Origin of the sequence: Pseudoalteromonas sp. GABNS16E, from assembly GCF_028598715.1 — a bacterium.
In the GTDB taxonomy this organism is placed as follows: Bacteria; Pseudomonadota; Gammaproteobacteria; order Enterobacterales; family Alteromonadaceae; genus Pseudoalteromonas; species Pseudoalteromonas atlantica.
In genome coordinates this window covers 1-25,061 of the sequence record NZ_JAQREZ010000035.1, presented here as the reverse complement: position 1 = coordinate 25,061, position 25,061 = coordinate 1, and the positions used below count along the sequence as shown (strand labels likewise).

Here is a 25,061-nt window from a genome sequence, read left to right as displayed (position 1 = left end):
AATGCAATTACCTACTGTTGATTATAAAGCTCCCGATGCGGCTGCTCACTTTGTTGAATCGTTAAGAAACACCGGTTTTGGTGTATTAAAAAATCACCCAATCCCGCAATCTTTAGTTGAGTCTATTTACGAAAAATGGCAAGACTTTTTTAATTCAGAGCAAAAGCACGACTTTTTATTTTCTAAAGAAACGCAAGACGGTTATTTCCCGCCTTCTGTATCTGAGGTAGCTAAAGGCTTTACAGTAAAAGACATTAAAGAGTACTTTCATGTTTACCCTAAAGGTCGCGTGCCTGCAGAGCTTGAAGCCGACGTACGTGAGTACTACCGTTTAGCTAACGAATTTGCAGCAACGCTTTTAAGCTGGGTTCAAGCAGAGGCACCAGCCGATGTACGTGCTAAGTTTTCTATCGATTTAAAAGACATGATTGCTGATTCTGAGCAAACATTGTTACGTATTTTACATTACCCGCCAATGACAGGTGATGAAGAGCCAGGTGCAATTCGCGCTGCGGCACATGGTGACATTAACTTATTAACTGTGTTACCTGCATCGAATGAGCCAGGCCTGCAAGTTCAAAAAACTGATGGCGGTTGGTTAGATGTGCCATGTGACTTTGGTAGCTTAATTATTAATATTGGTGACATGTTACAAGAAGCGTCGGGCGGGTACTTCCCATCGACTATTCACCGTGTAATTAACCCAACAGGTAAAGCGTCGACTAAGTCGCGTATTTCTTTACCGCTGTTTTTACACCCACGTCCTGATGTTGTGCTTTCTGAGCGTTACACGGCAGACAGCTACCTACAAGAGCGTTTACGCGAGCTAGGTGTTAAATAACGTTATATTTATTGAGTTAAATATAAACCAAAAGCGGCTTTTAGCCGCTTTTGTTGTTTTTAAGCAAGGGTATACCAATCCGCAATAATGTTGAATCATTTTTAGGGGCTAAACGTGTCGCTATCTGCGTTAAAAAATTCTCATTTATGACTATATGGATGCAGAAGGTAGAGCAATGCAGGAGCAATTGCCGAGAACAACTAAATAACGAATTTATTGACTAGCTATCAACACGTTTATCTATTCTCAAAATAGATCACTTAATTAAGCGGATTGGTATTAATTTTTTGGGTAAGTTTGTTTCATTATTAAAACCGACTCAGCAATTATTTGCTCAAGTATAGCTAAATCGATATTTTCCAATTTTGTCACGTACAAACAGCTTTTACCTAGGCTATGTTTACCAAGCTTATTTAATAATGCAGCTATTTTGGGGTGATCAAAGCCAGGCATAATATAAATAGAAAGCTTAGTTTTGCGTGGTGAAAACCCTGTGATTGGCCATTCACCTGTGCGGCCGGAGTCGTACCTATAGCTGTATTGGTCAAACCCTATAATATCTTTACCCCATACAACAGGCTTTGCCCCTGTGACTTTTTCAAACAGGGTTAGTAAGGTTTGTGTGTCTTCAATACGCTTTGAATCTATACTTTCTAGGCATTGCTTAAGTGTTATATGGTTTGCTTTAGTTTTTAATGTCATAGCGTTGATTTGTATTGTTATTAGCTACTCCAAGGTTAGCACTTAATTTGCAAAGTGAATATTTCCATGCATTTCTAAGTTAGTTGCGTATAATGCGCCCTTGGCCGGTTTGGCCTTTTTTTTATTGAGAGATTTTATGAGTTTTGATGGTTTAGGTTTATCACAGTCTTTAGTTAACGCGGTTTTAGAAAAGGGCTATGAAACGCCAACGCCTATTCAGGCTCAAGCAATTCCTGCAATTATTGAACGTCGCGATGTAATGGCGGCTGCACAAACAGGCACAGGTAAAACCGCTGGTTTTACGTTACCGCTAATTGAGCTGTTATCTAAAGGCAGTAAAGCAAAAAGTAACCACGTACGTGCCCTTATTTTAGCGCCTACGCGTGAGCTGGCTTTGCAGGTAAGCGAAAACGTTGAAGAATACGCTAAGCACTCTGCTGTAAGTTCGTTTGTAGTGTACGGCGGCGTAAAAATAAACCCACAAATGCAGCGCCTTCGTAAAGGGGTTGATATTTTAGTGGCCACGCCTGGGCGTTTAATCGATTTACACAATCAAAACGCTGTTAAGTTTGATAATGTTGAAGTGCTGGTACTTGATGAAGCCGACCGCATGCTTGATATGGGCTTTATTCACGACATTAAACGCCTGATTGCTAAAATGCCGCCTAAACGCCAAAACTTAATGTTTTCGGCAACGTTTTCAGATGATATTCGTGCATTAGCAAAAGGGTTAATTAACGACCCTGTTGAAATATCAGTTGCGGCAAAAAACACCACTGCTAAAAGCGTAACGCAAAGCGTTTACGCTGTTGATAAATCGCGTAAAACCGCTTTACTTAGCCATTTAATTCGTAGCAACGACTGGCAGCAAGTGTTAGTGTTTAGCCGTACCAAGCACGGAGCAAACCGTTTAGTTAAACAGCTTGAACGCGACGACATAGTAGGCGCCGCTATTCATGGTAATAAATCACAAGGCGCTCGTGTTAAAGCATTAGATGGCTTTAAAAGTGGTGAAGTACGCGTACTAGTAGCGACTGATATTGTGGCACGTGGCCTTGATATTGTTGAGCTTCCGCATGTGGTTAACTACGACTTACCAAACGTATACGAAGATTACGTTCACCGTATTGGCCGTACAGGCCGTGCTGGTGCATCAGGGCATGCTATTTCGTTTGTAACAGCCGATGACGCCGCTGATTTATACGGTATTGAACGTTTTATTGGTGAGCTGATCCCTCGCGCTGAAGAGCCTGGATTTGAACCAACTAGCCCAGTGCCTGAGCGCGCATTAGATGCTCGCCCAATTAAACCTAAAAAGCCTAAAAAAGCAAAGCAGCCGTTTAACAAACCTAAGTCTGATAAGCCGAACAGCAAAAAACCAAACAATGGGGGAAGCGGTACAGGCCCTCGTCGTGGTGGTTCTAAAAAACCAGCGGCCAAAACCGATGACAACGCACAAAGCCCATGGGCAAAGCGTCAATCGGTAGGTGGTAATGGCCAGCGCCGTCGTCGCCCAAATAACGATTAATCATTATTAAAGATTGTATTGGCCTTTAATTAAACGCCAATACAAAAACGCGCTACCTTTTTAATAGAAGTAGCGCGTTTTTTATTATCTGTAATTTATACTTACCTGATCAACGAATTAACGCCTAATCCTACAAACAAGGTAACGCTAACGCTTAGTAAGGTGCCTAGCATAACGTACTCGGTGAGCTTTTTATCTTTACTGGCACTTAAATCGCCAAACCTAAATACCGACTTGGCAGCTAGCAAAAAGCCAAGCCCAGCAAATTGATCAAGTAATATAAAGCTGAGCATAAGTACTCGCTCTATCATGCCAATGCTTTGTCCGGCCAACGGTAAGCTGCCCTCACTTGAAAAGTTAGCGGTGAGCCTTTCAAGCATCATTCTTATAAATACGGCACTTGGGCTTAATATAATTAAATATCCGCATACAACCCACAGTACTTTAGGGTTTATGGCAAGCGCGCTTACATACGCGATTAAACTTTGGTTATCAGTTATATAAATACACAGCGCTATTATTACGGCTATATGCGCGATTTGGTCGAGTAAAAAGGGCACAACCCCTTTATTTGAATACGACTTAGCAATATCTATTAGGTAGTGGCTAAGCATAATTGCAGCGGTTGAAAGTAACACGGTGCTTAGTTGTTGCCAGCCATAGCTATATTCCCAAAGCGCTAAAATAACGGCGCTAACCACACCGTGTACTAATACATGCAGGTAGAGCTTTTTAGCTTTAAAGTGGTGGGTGTTTCTATCGTTTACCCAGCTCATTGGTTGTAAAAAAAAGTCACTGACTAGGTGGCCTATAATTAATGCCGCTAATAATAACGAAAACCCCATTACTCACTTCCTTTTACAATCGTTGTTATGACCTGTTTAGCGTGTACTATAAATCGCTCTATAAGCTGATAATTTGCTAAATTAAGCAATTTAGTGACATTTTCGCGACTGGTGTTAAGCTCTTTTGCCAGTGCTGCATGGTTGTTATCGGCCTGGGTTAAATACACGTAAAGCGCATTGGCTTGTTTTTGCGTTATTTTGCTAAGCAAGGTATCAACAAAGGCAAGGTTAAGGCTAAAACCTTCATTTAGGGTGTGCTTTGCTATCTGTAAGCTAAAGCGCTGATTGGCTATTTTATCAAGGCCTTGCCCAGAGAGCACAAAGGCCGAGCCGGTGGCTGTTTTTATATCGCTGCGTGGGTTGTCTACCTCACCTAAGGCCATACTTTGGCGTAGCTCGTAACCTGCCGACTTTAAATGCAAATAAATGATAATAGCGGTTTTAATTAACTGCTCGCTTTGATTTATTTGTAGCTGAAAAGCATCACCTCGGTATATGGTCCACAGTGAGGTATTATTACTAATTGCACGCAAACTTTGCTCTAGCTGATAAAGCATGGCATCGTATTGCTGCTTAGGTATTTTTTGCGATTTAATTATATCGCCGCTGATCACACCAATCATAAAAATCCAAAAAGTAACTTAATGCAGTTACATAGAATCAGGTAACCAAATTTGGTTACATTTAGTTAAGTAACCAATTTAGGTTACTTAAAACAAAATTGCAAGGTTCACTCGTTAATGGCGTTTTATTTCAGCTGCGCTGAGCTGTGAGCACTTAAGGAAACAAATGACTTTACAAAACGATCAGCAAATCAGTAAGCCACGTGTCGGTATTTTTGTTGATGTACAAAACATTTATTACACGTGCCGCGAAAGTTACCGTAAAAACTTTGACTACAATGCATTTTGGGCGCACATGAAGCAGCAGTATTCTATAGATTGTGCATTTGCGTATGCCATTCACCGCGGTGATGAAAAACAAAACCAGTTTCAAAATATTTTGCGTGCTATTGGCTTTGAGGTAAAACTAAAGCCGTTTATTCAGCGCCGTGACGGCAGCGCAAAAGGGGATTGGGATGTAGGCATAACGATAGATATGCTAGAGCAAGGCAAAAACCTCGATAAAGTTATTTTGCTCTCTGGTGATGGCGACTTTGCGTTATTGCTAGGGCATTTAAAAAATCAATACAATGTACCGTGCGATGTTTACGGCGCCGATAAGTTAACCGCAGAGGTGCTTAAGCAAAGTGCAGAACAGTTTCATTTAATTGATGATAGCTTGCTACTCTAAAGCATAAAATATAGCGGCTAAGTGCCTGCAACATGAGAGTTTTTAATAAAGAGCCTATATAGCTAATATAGGCTTTTTTTATTGCTGTAATAAATTGGGTTTACTCAGCGGTTATGGTAATTTTACGCCATACCATGTTATTGAGGACTCACATGCTTTATTACAGCGACATGCCATTAGACCGCGGGTCTAATTTTCGTAAAAACGCGGCGTGGTTAAACGCGCAAATGTCGGCACAAAGTAAGTGGCTTTTGGTGAATAATAACCACACTTTGTTTTATAAAGACGCAGCTCAAGTGTGCTACTTAACGTATCAGCAAATTGCCCATTTAGATTTATCAAACGCTATTTATTTAGGCTCAAATACCGAGCAACAGGGTGTGTTTGCGTTAGATGTTTCAGCCATACACGATGACGAACTCAAGCGCGTTATAGGCGACGCACAGTTTTTTGATATACGCCAATATGGCCCTCACGTTGATATAAAAGATGGCTCTATCGCCGCACTTGCACGTGGCTTATGTTATTGGCATGCAACGCATAGTTTTTGTGGGCGTTGTGGCAGTAAAAATACATTAGTAGAGGCAGGGCATTCACGCCTATGTGAAAACGAGCACTGCAAGCACCCTACATTTCCACGCACTGACCCTGCAGTAATTATGGTGGTTACTAAAGTATTTGAAGATGGAATAGAGCGTTGTTTATTGGGTCGCCAAGCAATATGGCAACAAGGTATGTATTCGTCATTGGCAGGCTTTGTAGATCCAGGTGAAACACTAGAGCAAGCTGTAGCGCGCGAAGTTAAAGAAGAAGCAGGCATTGACGTTGATAATGTACGTTATATTGCCTCGCAACCTTGGCCATTTCCTTCTTCTATTATGTTGGGTTTTATTGCTCAGGCTAAAACTGAGCAAATAAACGTAGATAAAGACGAATTAGATGATGCCAAATGGTTTACGTGCGAAGAAGTTAAGGCGTTTGGCAATATGGGCGATGAAGGCGATCATTATAAACTCCCTCGGGTCGATTCAATTTCGCGTTTTTTAATTGAACAATGGCTTTCAAATAAGGCTTAAGGATTGGTAATGTCGACAAGCAAAAATAAAAATACCCAGTTAGTATCAACGGGGCGTAAAAAAGCCTACACCCATGGTGTGGTAAATCCCGTAGTACAACGCGCTTCTACAATTGTATTTGACAGCGTGGCCGAATTAAAAGAAGCCGCTAAAACCCGCGGTGATAAAACATTATTTTATGGCCGCCGTGGCACAACTACACATTTTGCACTGCAAGAGGCGATAACCGAGCTTGAAGGCGGCGAAGGCTGCGCACTTTATCCATGCGGCGCTGCGGCAATAAGCCAAGCGTTATTGTCGTTTGTAAAAGCGGGCGATCATATTTTAATGGTTGATAACGTGTATGAACCTACGCGTGATTTTTGCGATAAAATTTTAGCGGGACTAGGTGTTACCACCACTTATTACCCACCCACGATTGGCGCAGGTATTGAGGCGTATATTCAGCCAAACACAAAAGTGCTGTTTTTAGAATCGCCTGGCTCTATAACCATGGAAATACAAGATGTACCTGCCATGGTAAAAGTAGCCAATGAGCATAATATTATGACCATGCTTGATAACACCTACGGCAATGGCTTGCATTACCGCCCACTTGAACACGGTGTAGATATTAGTATTCAAGCAGCAACTAAGTATATTGTTGGCCACTCTGATGTAATGATGGGTGTAGCAGTGGCAAATAAAAAGTACTGGCCAACCCTGCGTGAGCAGTCGTACTTATTGGGGCAATGCACCAGCGCAGATGATGCCTATTTAGCGCTTAGAGGTTTACGTACTATGGCAGTGCGTTTAAATCAGCACGAAAAGGCGGCTATAGAGGTGGCAAAATGGCTTGAGCAACATGAGTTAGTTGATCATATTCGCCATCCTGCATTTGCAAGCTGCCCTGGGCATGAATTTTTTAAGCGCGACTTTGATGGCAGCAATGGATTGTTTTCATTTGTAATGAAAACCGGTAACCAAAAAGCCATTGATGCGTTTTTAGATAGCCTTGAGCACATTAAAATGGGTTTTTCGTGGGGCGGCTTTGAAAGTTTAGTCACTGCCAATTTGACCATGAAAGGCTTACGTTCGAACACGGGTTGGGATTTAGGCCCTGTTATTCGCTTGCATATTGGCCTTGAAGACATTGATGATTTAATTAATGACTTAAGCCAAGCACTTGAGGTATACCAACAGCATTTATAAAAATAGGCTAAATAAACAAAGTTTGGCCTGTTACATTTAAACGGTTTGTTACAAAGCTCACTTATGGTGAGCTTTTTTTTTGCTGGTAATTCAAGGTGTTTACACTTACTGTTGTTACATTACGCTTTATTTTAAAGCATGAGCAACGTCATTAAGGAAAGCCAATGGCAACATCATCATTAGTGAACATAGGGCGATTAAGCCAAATAGCGGGTTTTGAGCTAGTACGTATGTTTTTAACCAAGCGCGGCTTAATTGCAATGGCCGCCTTTGCCCTTGTTTGGTTACTTATTTTACGCTACCCGATAGGCCAAGCCGTCAGCATTATTAGTGCCCCCAATTTTGAACAAATGGCACGCGATATTTCAGGCAGTATTGGTTTAAGTAAGTTGCTTGATTGGCCTGAGGCCGAATTTGCTATGTACTGGCTAGTCGCTTTGTATAGCTTTCCGCTGTTTGCTATTTTTATATCAAGCGATCAAACCGTTGGCGATAGAGAGCGTGGCACATTACGGTTTTTATCGTTGCGCTCTACACGGTTTGAAATTTTATTTGGCCGTTTTTTAGGTCAGCTTGGCGTGTTAGCGTGTTTATTAGCTATTACCTTAGTGGCAACCCTTGGCGTACTTGGTTACAGAGAGCCAAGCCTATTAATGGGAGGGTTAAGCCGTGCGGTTTCTATATTTATAATAATGGTGGTGGTACTTAGCCCGTTTGTGGCATTAATGAGTTTGATTAACACATTTGCTCGCTCGTCGCGTTTAGCAATTGTGTTAGCCATTTTATATTTTGCTGGTGGCGGCATTATTGTGGGTATATTGGCGTGGCAAGTACCGGCTTTAAATGCGCTCGATTACCTTTTCCCTGGGGTTAATTCTGAGCTTTTAGCTGGGCAAAACCTACCTTTATTGAGTGCCTTAGGTGTGCCGCTTATTCAAAGCGCTGTATTTATAGCGATTGCGCATCGAATATTTACAAGGAGTTCGCTATGAGCGTATTAATAAAAGCCAGCGGCTTGAGTAAATCGTATGGCGCAAAGCAAGCACTTAACAACGTAAGCTTTGAAATTCAAAAAGGTGCACCTGTGGCGTTAGTGGGCCCAAATGGCGCCGGTAAAACCACATTATTTAGTTTATTGTGCGGCTATATTAACCCAAGCTACGGTGAGCTCAGTATTTTAGGGCATATGCCTGGTAGTGCTGCGTTGTTCAACCAAGTGAGTGCATTACCGCAAGATGCGCAGTTAGATCCGCGTTTTAATATAGATAAGCAACTGGCGTTTTATGGCAAGCTTCAAGGCATGGGCGCTAAACAAAGCCACAATGAAGCGCTGCGGGTACTTGATTTGGTTGGCTTAAAAGAAGTCGCTAAACAGCGTGCTGGCGATTTATCTCACGGTATGCGCAAACGGGTAACGATAGCGCAAGCGCTGATTGGCTCGCCGAAAATAGTGATGCTTGATGAAGCCACAGCAGGGCTTGACCCTATTCATGCCAGAGAGGTGCGAGAGCTGGTATCGAGCTTAAGCGATGAAGCCACCTTTATTTTAAGTTCGCACGATTTAACCGAACTTGAGCGATTATGCTCCCAAGTGCTCCACCTAGATAAGGGTATTTTGAGCGAGCACCAAACAAAAGACAACAATACGCATACTCACTTTTATACCTTAATGCTCAACGAGGCGTATCAAAATGTGGAGCAGCAACTGCAGGCGTTAGCAGGTGTAAGCCGTGTGTATATGAGCCAACATAAAGAATACGTGATTGAGTACCAGCCAACCGGTGAGCCACTTGATATTGCTTTATTAAACTTTTGCCATCAACAAAACTGGCAATATAGGCAGTTAGTAAATGGTCACACCTTAGAAAATCAAATATTTACACAGGAGAAAGCATAATGAGACTACTCAGTGGTTTAATGGGAAATGCAAGCGAAGTAGATGATTCTGATTTAGAAAAAGTACTTGCTAATACCCTAATAGATGGCGAACAAGTAGAAAAAGCCTATAAGGTGATTCGCGATATGTTTATTTTTACTAATAAGCGTTTAATTTTAATTGATAAGCAAGGTATGACCGGCTCTAAAATGGAAATGGTGAGTATTGCTTATTCTAAAATTACTAAGTTTAGTAAAGAAAGTGCAGGGCACTTTGATTTAGATGCCGAGCTTAAAATTTGGATTGGTTCAGATCCAACGCCTATTAGTAAAGAGTTTAAATCGGGCGATAATATTAACGAAGTTTATCGTGTAATAAGTCAGCATGCACTTTAGTTTGCTGAACATGTTTTAAGTAGTTGTTGACTATATGTTGCAACTACTTTAAATTTACAGTTTCTTACACCTACTTACAATTAACTTAATAAATACAACTGCTTAATTAAGTTTTCATTCAGTTTCTCAGCGTTAGCATGTCCCCACTTTAGTCATTGAGCTAAAGCATAAAAAGCAATGCACAAAGGGAAGTCTTACAATGAAAAAATTAGCAGTTATTATTTCAAGCATTTTATTATCTAGCACTGCGGCTGCTGCAGACAGCTACAATTCAATCAGTAATTTAAGCTACAAAGATAGCGATAACAACGACACCGTTGCTGTAGACTCTATTTATTACCTATCTCCTAAAAAAACATTAGGTCCGTACGATCAGTTTGAGTACATTAATAAACAAACTAACGTTTACGGCGGTTATGCTGATGACGACTTTGGCGATGTTACTAACATTGGTGGCGAATACTTTATTAATGAATTTGTTGTTGGCGCATCTTACGAAAACCTTGACCCAGATTCGGGCTCTAACGGTGAGCTTTACAAGCTAACAGGTGGCTACTTCTTTAACCCTGATTTATTAGCAAAAGTAACGCTTGTTGAAAACAAAGACGGCGATGACTTTGCTTTGTTTGATTTAGCATACAACCACATGCTAAACAGCACAGACTACGTAGGTGTAACACTTACATCTGATGACGACTTTGATTACCGCGCTGTTGCAGCTAAGTACTTTATTGACTTACAGCAAGGTAACTTTTTAACGTTTGAAGGTAAATACGAGAGCATTGAAGATGCAGAAAACCAGTGGGTAGCAGAAACTAACTACTACTTCTCAAAAGCAACCTCGGTATTTGCTAACTACAACAAGCAAGATACATATAGCTTTGGTGCTCAGCACTTCATCAATAAAAACATTGGTCTTAAAGTAGGTTACGAGAACAATGCAGATGACTCTGATAACGATGCATACTTTGCAAACATGCGTTTTCAGTTTTAATTAAGCCCTGTACTTAATTAAAAGCATAAAAAGCCCGCTACTGTAGCGGGCTTTGTTGTTTTTAACTTAAATTAACCGTGGTAAAAGTTTTACCAGCCGCAATTACGGTCTTTGTTCTGCTCATCTAAATAGCGTTGCAGCGGTGCAAAGTAATCAAGCATAGCGGTTGCATCCATTTGCGGCTTGCCAGTAATGGTTTCAAGGGCTTCTTGCCATGGACGAGAAGAGCCCATTTCTAGCATTGCGTTTAGCTTATCCCCTGCTTCTTTTGAATTATAAATAGAGCAGCGGTGAATGGCTTTATCGTTACCGGCTATTTCACATAAGCTACGGTGAAATTCAAACTGTAAAATATGCGCTAAAAAGTAACGTGTATAAGGGGTGTTGCCCGGTACGTGGTATTTAGCACCTGGATCAAAGTCATCTTCGCTACGTGCAATAGGCGCTTTCACACCTTGGTATTTTTCACGTAGCTCCCACCACGCTTTATTATAATCTTGTGGCTTTACTTGGCCCGAAAATACCTGCCAGCGCCATTGATCAACCATTAAGCTAAAGGGCACAAAGGCGACTTTATCTAGCGCCATTTTCATTAGTAAGCCAATGTCTTTTGACTCATCAGGTACTTGCTCAAGTAAACCAATTTCTTTTAAGTAACCGGGTGTAACCGATAAAGCAATGGTGTCGCCAATGGCTTCGTGAAAACCATCGTTGGCACTTTCTTGATAAAATAAAGGCTGTTTATTATAAGCGCGCTGATAAAAATTGTGGCCTAGCTCATGGTGAATAACAGAAAATTCTTCGCCGGTGCGCTGAATACACATTTTAATGCGTAAGTCGTCTTTGCTATCTATATTCCAAGCAGAGGCATGACACTGTACGTCTCTGTCTTTTGGTTTTACAAATAACGAACGCTCGTAAAAGGTCTCTGGCAATGGCTCAAACCCCATTGAGGTAAAAAAGGTTTCAGCACCTTTAACCATTTTTAGCTCGTCGTAATTATTTTTAGCTAATAGCTCGGTAACATCGTAACCCGGATCGGCGTTTTCTGGCGCGACCACATCGTAAATGTTACCCCACGCTTGTGCCCACATGTTTCCTAATAAATGCGCAGGAATAGGCTCATCTTGGGCTACTTTGTCGGTGCCGTATTTATCGCCTAATTTAGCGCGTACATGGCAATGCAGTGAGTTATAAAGTGGCTTTACTTGCCCCCAAATGCGGTCAAGCTCGGTTGTAAAGTCATCGGCTGGCATATCGTACTTGCTGCGCCACATTGCGCCGGTATCAGCATAACCTAGCTCTTTAGCCCCTTCGTTTGTAAGAGTTACTTGCTGCTCGTAAAGTGGGCGCATTGGCTTTGAAATTTGACGCCACCCTTGCCATAAATCAAGTAGCTCGTTGTAATCACGGCTGGTGGCCATTTTTGCGGTCATGTCACCAAGGCTTAAACAGCTGCCATCGTCTTTACAGTATTTACCTTTACCGTATAAACCACCTAGCTCTGCGACAATAGTTGAAAGTTGGGCTGTTTTTTCGACGTCCTGAGGAGCGGGTAAAGTAAGCGCAAGTTTAAGTTTATTAAGTTTGCGGCGTGCATCGTAATCAAGCGCTAAGTCGTCAAATTGTGCTGCCTGATTGGCTAAACGCACGACCGACTCGGTCATTTTACGGTTAACTTCGGCAGATAACGCCGAGGTGTCGTGTGTTATAAAGTTTGCGTAAATCCACTCAGCGCGGCTCGACTCTAGGTAAAGCTCACTTAGTTCTTGCTCGGCTTTGGCAATAAATGCATTGGCATCTTGTTTTGTAAGAGGCTTTTCTGTCTGTGCTGAATCACTAGTGTCTATGGCTATTTCTGCTTCGCAGGCGGCTAATGCTAATGTACTTGCGACTATGAGGGCGCTCATACTTAGTTTAAAGCGTGGCGTGTTCATTGTATTCCTTTGGTTTATTGTTATTAAGAAAGTGATAATAGCAGCGATGTTTAAAACAATAAAATTAATACGTTAAGGCGTGTGGTGCATCGCGCAATGATTGTATTTAAACTAAGATGGGTCATAATTAAGTTACTATTTTCATTCAATGTAAAAGGAATGTGCTCATGTCAGTATTTATAATATTGCTGGTCGTGGTGGTGGTTATTTTTGCAGTCAAAGATATTCGCCTTAACCTGATCAGCCGTCCTACGTTTAAAATGTTTAAAAAGGTACTTCCGCCGCTCTCGCAAACTGAGCGAGAGGCAATGGAAGCCGGCGATGTATGGTGGGATGGTGAGCTATTTAGTGGTAATCCAGATTGGCAAAAACTGCATAACTTTCCAAGGCCTGAGCTTAGCGATAAAGAAAATGACTTTATGGATAATCAGGTGAACACGCTACTGGCGATGCTAGATGATTACCACATTGTACAAAAAGATAAAGACTTGCCAAAAGAAGTCTGGGATTACTTAAAAACAGAGGGCTTTTTTGCGCTGATCATTCCTGAAAAATTTGGTGGACGTGAGTTCTCTGCCATTGCTAATTCAACCATAGTGTCAAAAATTGCCACAAAAAGCTTAACTGCGGCGGTTACTGTTATGGTGCCTAATAGCTTAGGCCCAGGCGAGCTGTTACTGCATTATGGCACAAAAGAGCAACAAGACCGTTGGTTGCCAAGCCTTGCAAGTGGTAAAGATGTACCGTGTTTTGCACTTACAGGCCCAGAAGCAGGCTCTGATGCCGGCAGTATTCCCGACTCAGGCGTAGTGTGTAAAGGGCAGCATAATGGTGAAGAAGTTATAGGGCTGCGTTTAAATTGGTCTAAGCGTTATATTACGCTTGCGCCGGTGGCAACCGTACTTGGCCTTGCCTTTAAAATGTATGACCCAGATGGGTTATTAGGCGATGAAAAAGAGCTAGGGATTACCTGTGCGCTAATTCCTACAGATCACGAAGGGGTAGAAACGGGTGAGCGCCATTATCCATTAAACATGGCATTTATGAACGGAACTACCTACGGTAAAGATGTTTTTATTCCGCTAGATTGGATTATTGGTGGTGAGCAAGGCGCAGGACGAGGCTGGCGCATGTTGGTTGAGTGTTTAAGTGCTGGGCGCGGTATTTCTTTACCTGCACTAAGCACCGCAACAGGGCATTTAGCCTCTAAAATGACCTCTGCTTACTCTGTGGTACGCCAACAGTTTGGTGTATCAATTGGCCAATTTGAAGGTGTACAAGAAGCCTTAGCGCGTATTGGCGGGTTAACGTATACGTTAGAGTCTGCGCGTTTAATGACCGCAGGCGCAATAGATTTAAAACTGAGCCCATCGGTTGTTACCGCCATTGCAAAATACCATATGACCGAAATGGGGCGTACGGTAATGAACGATGCAATGGACATTCATTCTGGTAAAGGTATTCAAGTAGGGCCTAATAACTATTTAGCCCATGGTTATATGGGGATCCCGGTATCGATTACCGTTGAAGGGGCAAACATTTTAACCCGCAACTTAATGATTTTTGGCCAAGGTGCCACCCGTTGTCATCCGTTTGTGTTAAAGGAAATGGAAGCTGCCGCAATGGAAGACGACGATGCAGCACTTGATCAATTTGATAGTTTATTGATGAAGCACATTTTATTTGCTGCCAGTAACGCCGGCATGGCTTTTGTGCATGGTCTTACGCGAAGCTGTTTGGCAAAAGCGCCCGTGTGCGGTGCAACCGCTGTGTATTACAAACAGCTAAGCAGAATGAGCCGAGGGCTTGCTTTTACTACAGATGTAGCCATGTTGGTACTTGGTGGCGAGCTAAAGCGTAAAGAGATGATTTCGGCGCGTTTAGGTGATGTGCTTAGCCATTTATATTTAGCCTCTACGGTATTAAAACGCTTTGAAGATGAAGGGCGCCAACAGGCTGATTTACCTTTTGTGAAATACGCTATTGAAAATTCTCTTTATGAGATAGGCCAAGCGTTTGATGGTTTTTTCAAAAACTTTTCAAATCCGGTGGTTAACATTTTACTTAAACGCATTGTGTTTCCGCTGGGGAATCACTACCACAAGCCAAGTGATGAAACAGCCCAAAGTATTTGCGAGCATATGACGCAACCTGGGGTGTTTAGAAACCGCTTAACGCACTTATGTTATGTAGATGAAAATGCGGGCACGGGCGTGATGGAAAATGCATTTTTAGCTATGCACGATATGCAAACACAGTTTAAAGAGTTAAAAAACTGGCAACGCAGTGGTAAGGTCCCTGCAACGCTCGACATAGAAGGCGCAATAAATTACGCACTAAAGAATGAGCTCCTTGCGCAAGCAGATGCCGATGCAATGCACCATACCAATAAACTAAGAAAACAAGCAATTGCCGTTGATAACTTTAAACCCGGTGAATTATAACGCTTAAGATAAGCGCTAAACGCAAAAAGGCCTTACATGTGTAAGGCCTTTTTTGTGGTGTATTAGTTAACGTGCGTAAGGGTCTGCAACTATTTTATCGATATACCATTTCCCTTTTTTACGAAGCATTTTAACGCTGCGCATATCATCGACTTTATCGCCATTAAAGTAGCCTGTAAAAATGAGGTTTATTTTGGCGTTATCGCCATATTGTTCGCGTACGCTCATGTTGGTCATATCGACTTCAATTACTACTTCATCGTATTGCAGGTTTACTAAGTTTCGGGCAAATTGCTTAGCGGTGCCATAGGATTTCATAATCCGGCTGAGGTTAGGGGTGGCCATTGTGCTGGCTTTTTGTAAATCTTTTTGATTATACAATGCATCAAAGTAAGCGGTGGCTGTATCGCCCGGTGAGTCGCCCAGCGTTTGTACGCTATCGCCACAGGCGGCTAAAAATAAGCATACGATAAAACTTAAATAAGCTGTTATTTTTTTCATGTTGAATGTTTTTAATTAGTTTTTTTAAAGTGTGTGGTTAATTAAACAAGATGTAAAGCAGCACTGGGGAATAAATAGAAAATTGAATCATAAATAATAAAAAAGGATGCCATAAGCATCCTTTTAAGTATCTCAAGGAGAGAAGTTTACTGTACTAATTCTTGCTCGCTAAATTCTTCAGCAAACATTGGGCTAGACAGGTAACGCTCTGTGGCACTTGGTAAAATCACCACAATATTTTTATCAGCGTTTTCTGGCTTTTCAGCAAGGCGTTTAGCGGCAACAACAGCTGCGCCTGATGAAATACCCACTAAAATACCTTCTTTTTTCATTAGCTCATGAGCCATTGCAATAGCATCTTCGTTTGATACTTGCTCAGCACCATCAATCACACTTAAATCAAGATTACCAGGAATAAAGCCTGCGCCAATACCTTGAATTTTATGTGGACCTGGTTTTACTTCTTCGCCTGCAAGCGTTTGGCTAATAACAGGTGAGTTAGTTGGCTCAACTGCAATCGCTTTAACATCTAGGCCTTTTTCGTTTTTAAGGTAACGGCTAACACCTGTAATAGTACCGCCAGTGCCTACGCCTGCTACAAAAAAGTCTACTTTACCATCAAGCGCTTCAAAAATTTCAGGGCCGGTTGTTTCAAAGTGAATTTTAGGGTTAGCTGGGTTTTCGAACTGTTGTAATAAAATGTATTTTTCTGGATCTGTTGCCTGAATTTCTTTTGCTTTTTCAATTGCGCCATTCATACCTTTAGCGCCATCTGTAAGCACTAAGTTAGCGCCTAATGCTTTTAATAGTTTGCGGCGCTCTAGGCTCATTGTATTGGGCATGGTAAGTGTTAATTTGTAACCACGTGCTGCTGCAACAAATGCAAGGGCAATGCCTGTATTACCCGATGTAGGTTCAATTAGTTCTTTACCTTCAACAAGCTGACCTGATTTTTCAGCTTCCCAAATCATTGATGCACCAATACGACATTTAATACTAAAGCTAGGATTACGCGATTCTACTTTAGCGTAAACGTTTCCGCCTGTTACGCGATTAAGTTTTACCAGTGGTGTATTACCAATGCTTAGTGAGTTATCTTCAAAAATAGTAGACATAATGTTCCTTTGGATACAATCTGATCAATGTGTTAATAGCCTTTGCTATTAACTATATAAATACACTTTACTGCGAGTTTAAAAAAACTAAAGTAAAGTTTGGCTATAACATATATCTATTGGGCTTATAACCAGCCGAAATAAAAATTAGTTATTATTGTTGCTTTAGTTATTAAGGATGCGGGCTCATTTTTAAATTTAAAGAGTAAATTTCGCCACGTAGTTAAAAAATGCTCAGAGTAGGCTAATTATTGCGATGTTTTTGTGTGTTATTTGCGCAGATGAATATAACTTGAATACTTTTATCACACAATGCGCCTAAAACATGTTAAAAACACTCTATCTATATTCAACTAAGCAATCACAATGAAGTTAATCTTAAAATTAATTGCCGGTATTGTGGCCGGTATTTTGGTCGGGCTTTATGTGCCTCTCACAGGTGTTGAGCTTTTATTTACTGTTAAAGAACTTATTGGCCAACTTATTTCTTTTACCATCCCATTAATTATTTTATTTTTTATTGCTTCGGGCATTGCGGGCTTGCCTAAAGGGTCTGGCCATTTATTAGGTAAAACTGTTGGCTTTGCTTATAGCTCTACAGTAATTGCAGGTACGCTTGCCTTTTTACTAGTAAGTGCAGTTATTCCACTGCTAAGTGGCAATATTACGTTTGAAGCCGAAGTTGCCACTGAAATTGGCAGTTTTATTGATTTAGAAATTCCACCGCTGATGGGTGTAATGACAGCGCTTGTGACTGCATTTGTGTTTGGTATTGGCATGAGCCAACTTGAATTAGAAACACTTAAAAAAGTGTCTGATCAGGGTCGCGATGTAATCGATGCTTTATTATCTAAAGTAATTATTCCGGTATTACCATTTTACATTGCGGGTGTATTTGCAGAAATGACCGTAGCAGGGACCGTGGTAGATACACTGCAAACCTTTGGTGTTGTGCTTATTGCGGCACTTGTTATGCATTGGCTGTGGCTAACCGTATTATATGTTTCTACGGGGGTATTACTTAAACGTAACCCGTTGGAGCTCGTTAAAAATATGCTTCCTGCTTATTTTACAGCGCTGGGGACAATGTCGAGCGCGGCAACCATTCCGGTTTCTTTGCAATCAAGCAAAGCAAATAACGTAAAAGAAGATGTAGCAAACTTTACAGTGCCACTGTGCGCTACTATCCATCTATCGGGTTCTACCATTACGATTGTGACGTGTGCGATGGCCGTAATGTTTTTATCGCCAAGCATGGAAGTACCTTCTTTAATGGGGATGCTGCCGTTTATTATGATGTTAGGGGTAGTAATGATTGCAGCGCCAGGTGCGCCTGGTGGAGCAGTAATGTCGGCGCTCGGTTTATTAACTAGTATGCTTGGCTTTAACGAAGGCGCTGTTGCACTTATGATTGCACTTTACCTTGCGCAAGATAGCTTTGGTACTGCGTGTAATGTAACAGGCGATGGTATTATTGCCCTATGGGTAGACCGTTTTAGCGAAAAAGCAGCGTCATAAAAAACTAAAGTACTGGTTTTTAGCAGTAGTAAAATAATGCTAAAAGATGAGTACACCTAAAGCGAAGCAATAATATTAGTTATTGTTTCGCTTTAACTGTGGTAATGTGGCAAATTAGATTGTTTGTTGCGTATTGTTAGGTTAATGAGGGTATTACATTGATTAATGTGCTTTTAGTTGATGACCATGAGCTGGTACGAACTGGTATAAAACGTATATTAGATGATGTACGTGGTTTTAAAGTGGTAGGCGAAGCTAAAGATGGAGAGGCTGCGGTACAGTTTTGTCGCCAGCACGCACCTAATATTGTATTAATGGATATGAACATGCCTGGCATGGGTGGCTTAGAGGCCACTAAAAAGATTTGTCGCTATTGCCCAGATGTAAAAATTATTGTGCTTACGGTTAATTGCGAAGACCCGTTTCCATCAAAAGTGATGCAAATTGGCGCGCATGGCTTTTTAACCAAAGGTGCAGGCTCTGATGAAATGGTTCGTGCTATACGTTCTGTTCATGCAGGTCAGCGTTATATCGCCCCAGAAATTGCACAACAAATAGCCCTTGCGCAAGTAACAGGGCGTACCGATGAAAACCCTTTTCAAAGCTTATCTGAGCGCGAGCTACAAATTATGCTAATGATCACCAAAGGTGAAAAAGCTCAAGATATTGCCGATCGCTTAAATTTAAGCTCAAAAACAGTGAACAGCTACCGTTACCGTATGTTTGAAAAATTAAGCGTAGGAGGCGACGTTGAGCTTACTCATTTGGCTATTCGCCATAAAATGATTGATATAGACGTATCTCATTAATTTTTTAATTTATGTCTGAATTCGATCACGCCCAATTTTTAAAAACGCTATCAAGTGAACCGGGTGTATACCGTATGCTTGATAGTGAACAACAAGTTATTTATGTCGGTAAAGCTAAAAACTTAAAAAAACGGGTAAGTAGCTACTTTAGATCTAATCTAACCGACAGCAAAACCCGTGTGCTAGTGAGTAATATTTGCGATATTGAAGTTACGCTCACAAACACCGAAACCGAAGCCCTGCTGCTTGAAAACAACCTTATAAAAAAATATCAGCCGCGTTATAACATTTTATTACGTGATGATAAGTCATACCCCTATATATTACTTACCAGTCATAAACATCCGCGTTTAGCCTTTCATAGAGGCAGCCGCAAGGTAAAAGGCGAGTATTTTGGGCCTTTCCCAAGTGCTGGCGCAGTGTCGGAAAGTTTGCGTTTAATGCAAAAAATATTTCCTGTACGTCAGTGCGAAGATGCCTATTACCGTGCCAGAAGCCGCCCGTGTTTACAGTATCAGCTAAAGCGCTGTTCAGCACCGTGTGTTAATAAAGTGACAGAGCAAGAGTACGGCGAACAAGTTGATTATGTACGTAAGTTTTTAACAGGTAAGTCGCACGAAGTAATAGCCGATTTAATAAAAAAAATGGAAGCGGCGAGTAAAGACCTTAACTTTGAGCTCGCAGCTAAAGTGCGCGACCAAATTATGCTACTGCGCAAAATGCAGGAGCAGCAGTCTATTTCAGGTAATTTTGCTGAAATGGATGTGGTCGGTTTTGCGCACTTAAATGGATTAAATGGGATTCATTTATTAATGATCCGTGATCATAAAGTGCTAGGCAGTAAAACCTATTTTCCAAAAGTGCCTAAAGATTCGGGGCAAGAGGAAATACTCACTTCGTTTTTAGGGCAATATTATTTAGCGCCTGGTGCGACAGGGCGCATAGCAAAAGAAATTATTTTACCGTTCGAGATTGAAGAAAGTAGCGCATTGAGTGAAGCGCTTACGCAAATTAGTGAGCGCAAAGTATCGCTTAAAGTGGTTACCCGCGGAGAGCGAGCACAATACCTTCAGCTTGCTAATAAAAACGCATTAAACAGCATTACCGTTAAACAAAGTACGCAAGACTCCATAAACAAACGTTATGCACAATTAAAAGCGACCCTAGGCTTAGATGATATAAACAGAATGGAATGTTTTGATATCAGCCATACCATGGGGGAGAACACAGTAGCCAGTTGTGTAGTATTTGATTCGCAAGGGCCAAATAACAAAGAGTACAGGCGCTACAACGTAACGGGTATAACCGGCGGTGATGATTACGCGGCAATGGAGTTTGCACTGAACAAACGCTACAACAAAGTGGTAGATGAAGACAAAATCCCTGACGTTATATTCATTGACGGTGGTAAAGGGCAACTAGGCCGTGCAGAGCAGTATTTTGCCACGTGGCCACATGCTAAAATGCCGCTGTTAGTAGGTGTAGCAAAAGGCACAAGCAGAAAGCCAGGCCTTGAAACCTTATTAATTGATGGCGGGCGAAAAACGATTCCTATGGATTCGGATGCGCCAGCACTTCATTTAATTCAGCATATTCGCGATGAGTCGCACCGATTTGCCATTGCAGGGCACCGTAATAAGCGCCAAAAACAGCGCACGCAATCATTATTAGAAGAGATCAATGGAGTAGGTTCTAAGCGCCGCCAAACATTATTAAAATATTTAGGGGGCATGCAAGGGGTAAAAGCTGCTAATATAGAACAGTTAAAGAAAGTTCCTGGGATCAGTCCTGACATGGCTGAGAAGATATTTAACCATTTGCATGACAAGGGCTAGCCCTTCATGCGAATATAGAAAAAAAGACATATCCAAGTAGTTATGTGGAATATTCCAAACACACTCACAACCTTTAGACTTTTTCTTATCCCCATATTTTTGGTGATATTTTACTTGCCTTATAGCTGGGCGTTTTTTGCTGCCGCTTTTATTTTTTGGCTTGCATCAATCACCGATATACTTGATGGCTATTTAGCACGAAAGCTAGAGCAATCTACGCCTTTTGGTGCGTTTTTAGACCCTGTAGCCGATAAGGTTATGGTGTGTGCTGCACTTGTTGCGCTCTCTGATCATTATCAGTCTATGTATATGACGATTCCGGCCCTTATTATTATTAGCCGTGAAATAGTGATATCTGCATTACGTGAGTGGATGGCCGAACAAGGCAAACGTGGAAACGTTGCGGTATCAAATATGGGCAAAATAAAAACCGCGGCGCAAATGCTGGCGATTATTGGCCTAATTTGGCAATACGATACGTGGATGATCTATTTAAGTTTTGCTTTATTGTATATAGCCACCTATTTAACACTGAGCTCTATGGTGCAATATTTAATGGCTGCATGGAGTGAATTGACCAAAAATTGATTGTAAACGTCTAATAACGCACCGTTTTAGATAAAAAATAATCAAACAGTTCAAAAGTGGCATTTTTTGTGTTGACGCGTTTAATAATCTCTGTAGAATGCGTCCGTGTTGAGAGGGCATAGCCCCTAAGATAAAGAAAACCAAAGTTACTTAGTTAGCAGCGTAAACATCGCAAGATGTTGAATAACGCAGATAATTAAATAATAATGCGGCACTAGCTCAGTTGGTAGAGCGCGACCTTGCCAAGGTCGAGGTCACGAGTTCGAGCCTCGTGTGCCGCTCCAAGTTTTCATTAGGTTGTCCAACGGTTTGGCGGAATGGCAGAGTGGCCATGCAGCGGATTGCAAATCCGTCCACCTCGGTTCGACTCCGGGTTCCGCCTCCATTCAACACTCCACATGCTTTAAATAGCAAACTCGATGCCCGAGTGGTGGAATTGGTAGACACAAGGGATTTAAAATCCCTCGACTAACAAGTCGTGCCGGTTCAAGTCCGGCCTCGGGCACCACTTTGTGGTTTAATTACATTGCCAAGTGTAATTTATAAAAATAATGTTACATAAATTAGTTTATGTAATTAAATTTAGAATTAATATGATGCGGCACTAGCTCAGTTGGTAGAGCGCGACCTTGCCAAGGTCGAGGTCACGAGTTCGAGCCTCGTGTGCCGCTCCATATTAGTTTTATCCACTTGCTTTAAATAGCAAACTCGATGCCCGAGTGGTGGAATTGGTAGACACAAGGGATTTAAAATCCCTCGACTAACAAGTCGTGCCGGTTCAAGTCCGGCCTCGGGCACCACTTTTAATTATTCTACCAAGGTAATTGAAAGTTAGATAAATATTAATAAAAGTTTAATGCGGCACTAGCTCAGTTGGTAGAGCGCGACCTTGCCAAGGTCGAGGTCACGAGTTCGAGCCTCGTGTGCCGCTCCAAATTATTTGGAAGCGTTAAGGCGGAATGGCAGAGTGGCCATGCAGCGGATTGCAAATCCGTCCACCTCGGTTCGACTCCGGGTTCCGCCTCCATTTAATTACTCCACATGCTTTAAATAGCAAACTCGATGCCCGAGTGGTGGAATTGGTAGACACAAGGGATTTAAAATCCCTCGACTAACAAGTCGTGCCGGTTCAAGTCCGGCCTCGGGCACCACTTTTACTAAAGTCCTTTTAGTAAATTAAATACTCCCTATTTTAAATAAATACCCATCTGTTATATAAAAATCACTTTGTTTATGTTTTTGCCTATTCCTTAAAAATTAATAGCACTTGGCTTAATTAAGTGACTAATTTTAAGGCAGACAATCGTGCTTAAAGCAAAGCATACGTATTGTTACACGTTAGCGTTAGTTGATTAAACCTACATTACTTTCCCTATACCCCTTTGCTGCTGATATAGGGTACTTTTAACGCCGTTTACATCCAATTCAGTTTCATCAAAGCAATTTTGCATACATACGCGACTACCTGATGATATAAACTTGATAGCTAAAGGTGCAACTAATAGCACTTGGTTGTTATGCGCTTATATGTGCGCTCTATTTATTAAAACAACGTGTTTTAGAGGTGTATTGCCAAACCTAAACAGTTTGATGATTAAATACGGTCGTTAATGTATTAGCTGAAGTGTGTAGGTAAGGGAGGAAATAAAGTGCAAAGCAAAGCGACACAAAGCCGCTTTGCTAAAGTACATAATGCTATAACTTTGTTTGTGCCTTATAAATAGAGTATTCGCTCATTAAACCTTGAATAAGCGCCACGCACATTAAAATAAGCACAATTGAGAAAGGTAACGCAGTGGTTACTACTCCCGATTGCAAGGCCTGCAAGGCTTGAGAGCCACCTACCCACAGTAATACGGCGGCTATTGCCCCTTCAATCGATGCCCAAAATATACGTTGTGGTACCGGCGCATCAATTTTTCCGCCAGCGGTTATGCCATCTATTACAAGTGAGCCAGAATCAGAAGAGGTAATAAAAAACACTAAAACAAGCACAATTGAGATCACACTAATAAGGCCACTAAGCGGAAGCTGCTCATAAACCTGAAATAGCGTCACAGAGATATCGGTTAACCCGTTTTGCCCAAGTGGGCCAACTTTATCAATAATTTGTGAAATCGCTAAATTACCAAATACCCCCATCCACACTAAGCTTAATAGTGTTGGCAGGCCAATGACGACTAATAAAAATTCTCGCACGGTACGGCCTCTAGAAACGCGGGCAATAAACATTCCTACAAACGGCGACCACGATATCCACCATGCCCAATAAAATACTGTCCAGGCATGCATCCAGTCTTCATCTTCACGGCCAAACGGATTACTAAGTGGAACCATATGTTCTACATATGCACCAAAGGTAAACCATATTGCTGTAATTGAGTCACTAAAAGTAAGCGATATTATGGCTACAAGTAAAATAAATGCACATATAAGATTGATGTTACTAAGTACTTTCACACCCCCTTCAATGCCTTTAATAACAGAAACAATAGCAATACAGGTAACGAGTGCTATAACTGTAACTTGAAAAGCGGTGCCGTAGTCAGTGCCCATTAAATAATTAATACCACTTGTTGCTTGCTGTGCCCCTAAACCAAGAGACGTTGCTAAACCAAAAAGCGTAGAGAGTACAGCAAGTATATCAATAACATGACCCAGCCAACCCCAAGCACGATCGCCAAATAAGGGATAAAACACGGAGCGTATAGATAAAGGAAGGCCTTTATTGTAAGCAAAAAACGCTAAGCTAAGTGCAACTATGGCGTAAATTGCCCAACCATGTAAGCCCCAGTGATACATGGTGGCGCCCATGGCTAAAGAGTGAGCTTCTGGGGTATTTGGCTCTGCGTTCATTGGCATTAAGTACCAATCAGTATAATAGGCTGCGGGCTCTGCAACACCCCAAAACAGTAAACCTATCCCCATTCCTGCGGCAAATAACATTGCCAGCCATGAGAGATAACCATGTTCAGGTTTTGCATCAACACCCCCTAAGCGAATTTTACCAAGAGGGGAGAGCGCAAGTGCAAAGCAGAATAATACGAAACCATTAGCAATCAACATGAAGTAGCTATCAAATTTATTGATAATGGCATCTTTAGTTGAGGTAAGTGCTTCCCTGACGACTTCAGGGTCAAGCAATAAGGTAAGGGCAACAAATAGTATGACTAAAAATGCGCTTATTCCAAACACTGGGTTATGAACATCAAACCCCCATTTTTGTACGTTATCTTGACCTACCTGATAATCGGTAGTGTCAATACTGTATTTGTTCAATTGGTCATCCATCATGACTCTTTTATATTATAGATAACAAACTTCAATTTTATAGTACGTAAGTAAATCAAAAAGCGCCTATTACTGATATTTAATTATGGTATATATCTCTGAAATACATTAATAAATTTTTATATAGTTTGAAAGGCAAAAAAAAGCGAGCTAATGCTTAATGCCAGTCAGTTAAGCTGACTGGTATTTTTCTTTTTGGTGGGGTATTTACTTGGTTTGGGTTTGACCCTTCGAGGGTAAAATCTATCTTCCCGCCTCGTCGGAAGTGCGTAATAAGTTAGC

21 protein-coding genes and 8 tRNA genes are annotated in these 25,061 nt (G+C 41.4%); 22 read left to right on the top strand and 7 right to left on the bottom strand.

Features of this window, described 5'->3' with window-relative positions; genetic code table 11:
* The first annotated feature begins 1 nt into the window (after window position 1).
* Entirely contained in the window at window positions 2-841 is an 840-nt protein-coding gene (locus tag PSI06_RS14030) for an isopenicillin N synthase family dioxygenase (RefSeq protein ID WP_004589526.1), read from the top strand.
* Between the two features lie 279 nt (window positions 842-1,120).
* On the opposite strand, the gene PSI06_RS14025 is transcribed toward PSI06_RS14030, so the two are convergent.
* The gene (locus PSI06_RS14025) at window positions 1,121-1,543 is read right to left on the bottom strand and encodes a DUF1801 domain-containing protein (protein WP_273604051.1); all 423 of its coding nucleotides are present in this window, start codon (window positions 1,541-1,543) and stop codon (window positions 1,121-1,123) included.
* A gap of 136 nt (window positions 1,544-1,679) precedes the next feature.
* Here PSI06_RS14025 and PSI06_RS14020 point away from each other — a divergent pair, with 136 nt between their 5' ends.
* Window positions 1,680-3,071, top strand: a complete 1,392-nt coding sequence (locus PSI06_RS14020; protein ID WP_054983885.1) for a DEAD/DEAH box helicase — start codon at window positions 1,680-1,682, stop codon at window positions 3,069-3,071.
* Window positions 3,072-3,172: 101 nt separating this feature from the next.
* Here PSI06_RS14020 and PSI06_RS14015 read toward each other — a convergent pair whose 3' ends face one another.
* Window positions 3,173-3,916 (bottom strand): DUF3307 domain-containing protein, encoded by a 744-nt coding sequence (locus PSI06_RS14015; RefSeq protein WP_273604053.1) that lies wholly within the window; start codon window positions 3,914-3,916, stop codon window positions 3,173-3,175.
* Window positions 3,916-4,539, bottom strand: coding sequence for a hypothetical protein (locus PSI06_RS14010; protein WP_273604055.1), 624 nt, complete (start codon window positions 4,537-4,539; stop codon window positions 3,916-3,918). The genes PSI06_RS14015 and PSI06_RS14010 overlap by 1 nt, the downstream gene beginning before the upstream one ends.
* 166 nt (window positions 4,540-4,705) lie before the next feature.
* Between PSI06_RS14010 and PSI06_RS14005 the strand changes: the two genes are divergently transcribed.
* From PSI06_RS14005 to PSI06_RS13975, 7 genes are all read left to right on the top strand, one after another.
* Window positions 4,706-5,209 carry a LabA-like NYN domain-containing protein gene (locus PSI06_RS14005; RefSeq protein WP_004589523.1) on the top strand — a complete coding sequence of 168 codons (504 nt, stop codon included), beginning with the start codon at window positions 4,706-4,708 and terminating at the stop codon, window positions 5,207-5,209.
* A gap of 152 nt (window positions 5,210-5,361) precedes the next feature.
* Window positions 5,362-6,285, top strand: coding sequence for an NAD(+) diphosphatase (nudC, locus tag PSI06_RS14000; RefSeq protein WP_273604057.1), 924 nt, complete (start codon window positions 5,362-5,364; stop codon window positions 6,283-6,285).
* A 9-nt stretch (window positions 6,286-6,294) separates the two neighbouring features.
* A complete protein-coding gene (locus tag PSI06_RS13995; protein WP_054983889.1) occupies window positions 6,295-7,476 on the top strand; it encodes a cystathionine beta-lyase in 1,182 nt (393 codons plus the stop codon).
* Between the two features lie 164 nt (window positions 7,477-7,640).
* A complete protein-coding gene (locus PSI06_RS13990; RefSeq protein ID WP_273604059.1) occupies window positions 7,641-8,468 on the top strand; it encodes an ABC transporter permease in 828 nt (275 codons plus the stop codon).
* Entirely contained in the window at window positions 8,465-9,373 is a 909-nt protein-coding gene (locus PSI06_RS13985; RefSeq protein ID WP_273604061.1) for an ABC transporter ATP-binding protein, read from the top strand. Before PSI06_RS13990 ends, PSI06_RS13985 begins: the two co-directional genes overlap by 4 nt.
* Complete coding sequence (locus PSI06_RS13980) at window positions 9,373-9,747, top strand: PH domain-containing protein (protein WP_273604062.1); 375 nt, start codon at window positions 9,373-9,375, stop codon at window positions 9,745-9,747. Before PSI06_RS13985 ends, PSI06_RS13980 begins: the two co-directional genes overlap by 1 nt.
* A 199-nt stretch (window positions 9,748-9,946) precedes the next feature.
* Window positions 9,947-10,741, top strand: coding sequence for a putative porin (locus PSI06_RS13975; RefSeq protein ID WP_004589517.1), 795 nt, complete (start codon window positions 9,947-9,949; stop codon window positions 10,739-10,741).
* 89 nt (window positions 10,742-10,830) lie between these two features.
* Here the strand turns inward: PSI06_RS13975 and PSI06_RS13970 are convergent, their stop codons facing one another.
* On the bottom strand, window positions 10,831-12,678 hold the full coding sequence (locus PSI06_RS13970) for a M2 family metallopeptidase (protein WP_273604063.1): 1,848 nt from the start codon (window positions 12,676-12,678) through the stop codon (window positions 10,831-10,833).
* A 167-nt stretch (window positions 12,679-12,845) separates the two neighbouring features.
* On the opposite strand from PSI06_RS13970, the gene PSI06_RS13965 reads away from it, so the two are divergent.
* Complete coding sequence (locus PSI06_RS13965) at window positions 12,846-15,122, top strand: acyl-CoA dehydrogenase (protein WP_273604064.1); 2,277 nt, start codon at window positions 12,846-12,848, stop codon at window positions 15,120-15,122.
* Between the two features lie 66 nt (window positions 15,123-15,188).
* Here the strand turns inward: PSI06_RS13965 and PSI06_RS13960 are convergent, their stop codons facing one another.
* Window positions 15,189-15,623 carry a hypothetical protein gene (locus PSI06_RS13960; protein WP_029773124.1) on the bottom strand — a complete coding sequence of 145 codons (435 nt, stop codon included), beginning with the start codon at window positions 15,621-15,623 and terminating at the stop codon, window positions 15,189-15,191.
* Between the two features lie 146 nt (window positions 15,624-15,769).
* Window positions 15,770-16,738, bottom strand: coding sequence for a cysteine synthase A (gene cysK / locus PSI06_RS13955; RefSeq protein ID WP_004589513.1), 969 nt, complete (start codon window positions 16,736-16,738; stop codon window positions 15,770-15,772).
* 366 nt (window positions 16,739-17,104) lie between these two features.
* Here cysK and PSI06_RS13950 point away from each other — a divergent pair, with 366 nt between their 5' ends.
* The 12 genes from PSI06_RS13950 to PSI06_RS13895 all read left to right on the top strand — a co-directional run bounded on the left by PSI06_RS13950 (window position 17,105) and on the right by PSI06_RS13895 (window position 22,639).
* Window positions 17,105-18,256, top strand: coding sequence for a dicarboxylate/amino acid:cation symporter (locus tag PSI06_RS13950; RefSeq protein ID WP_273604065.1), 1,152 nt, complete (start codon window positions 17,105-17,107; stop codon window positions 18,254-18,256).
* A gap of 158 nt (window positions 18,257-18,414) precedes the next feature.
* Window positions 18,415-19,065: a UvrY/SirA/GacA family response regulator transcription factor gene (uvrY, locus tag PSI06_RS13945; RefSeq protein ID WP_273604066.1), complete on the top strand. Its 651-nt coding sequence runs from the start codon at window positions 18,415-18,417 to the stop codon at window positions 19,063-19,065.
* 11 nt (window positions 19,066-19,076) lie between these two features.
* Entirely contained in the window at window positions 19,077-20,900 is a 1,824-nt protein-coding gene (gene uvrC, locus PSI06_RS13940; protein ID WP_004589510.1) for an excinuclease ABC subunit UvrC, read from the top strand.
* A gap of 42 nt (window positions 20,901-20,942) precedes the next feature.
* Entirely contained in the window at window positions 20,943-21,488 is a 546-nt protein-coding gene (pgsA, locus tag PSI06_RS13935; protein WP_024033647.1) for a CDP-diacylglycerol--glycerol-3-phosphate 3-phosphatidyltransferase, read from the top strand.
* A 208-nt stretch (window positions 21,489-21,696) separates the two neighbouring features.
* Window positions 21,697-21,772, top strand: a tRNA-Gly gene (locus PSI06_RS13930).
* A 27-nt stretch (window positions 21,773-21,799) separates the two neighbouring features.
* Window positions 21,800-21,873, top strand: a tRNA-Cys gene (locus tag PSI06_RS13925).
* Between the two features lie 36 nt (window positions 21,874-21,909).
* Window positions 21,910-21,996, top strand: a tRNA-Leu gene (locus PSI06_RS13920).
* Between the two features lie 90 nt (window positions 21,997-22,086).
* Window positions 22,087-22,162 (top strand) — tRNA-Gly (locus PSI06_RS13915).
* Window positions 22,163-22,201: 39 nt separating this feature from the next.
* A tRNA-Leu gene (locus PSI06_RS13910) sits at window positions 22,202-22,288 on the top strand.
* Between the two features lie 58 nt (window positions 22,289-22,346).
* Window positions 22,347-22,422 (top strand) — tRNA-Gly (locus tag PSI06_RS13905).
* 19 nt (window positions 22,423-22,441) lie between these two features.
* Window positions 22,442-22,515 (top strand) — tRNA-Cys (locus tag PSI06_RS13900).
* A 37-nt stretch (window positions 22,516-22,552) separates the two neighbouring features.
* Window positions 22,553-22,639: transfer RNA gene (locus PSI06_RS13895), tRNA-Leu, on the top strand.
* Window positions 22,640-23,183: 544 nt separating this feature from the next.
* Here the strand turns inward: PSI06_RS13895 and PSI06_RS13890 are convergent.
* Window positions 23,184-24,779 (bottom strand): BCCT family transporter, encoded by a 1,596-nt coding sequence (locus PSI06_RS13890; RefSeq protein WP_273604067.1) that lies wholly within the window; start codon window positions 24,777-24,779, stop codon window positions 23,184-23,186.
* Window positions 24,780-25,061: the final 282 nt, after the last annotated feature.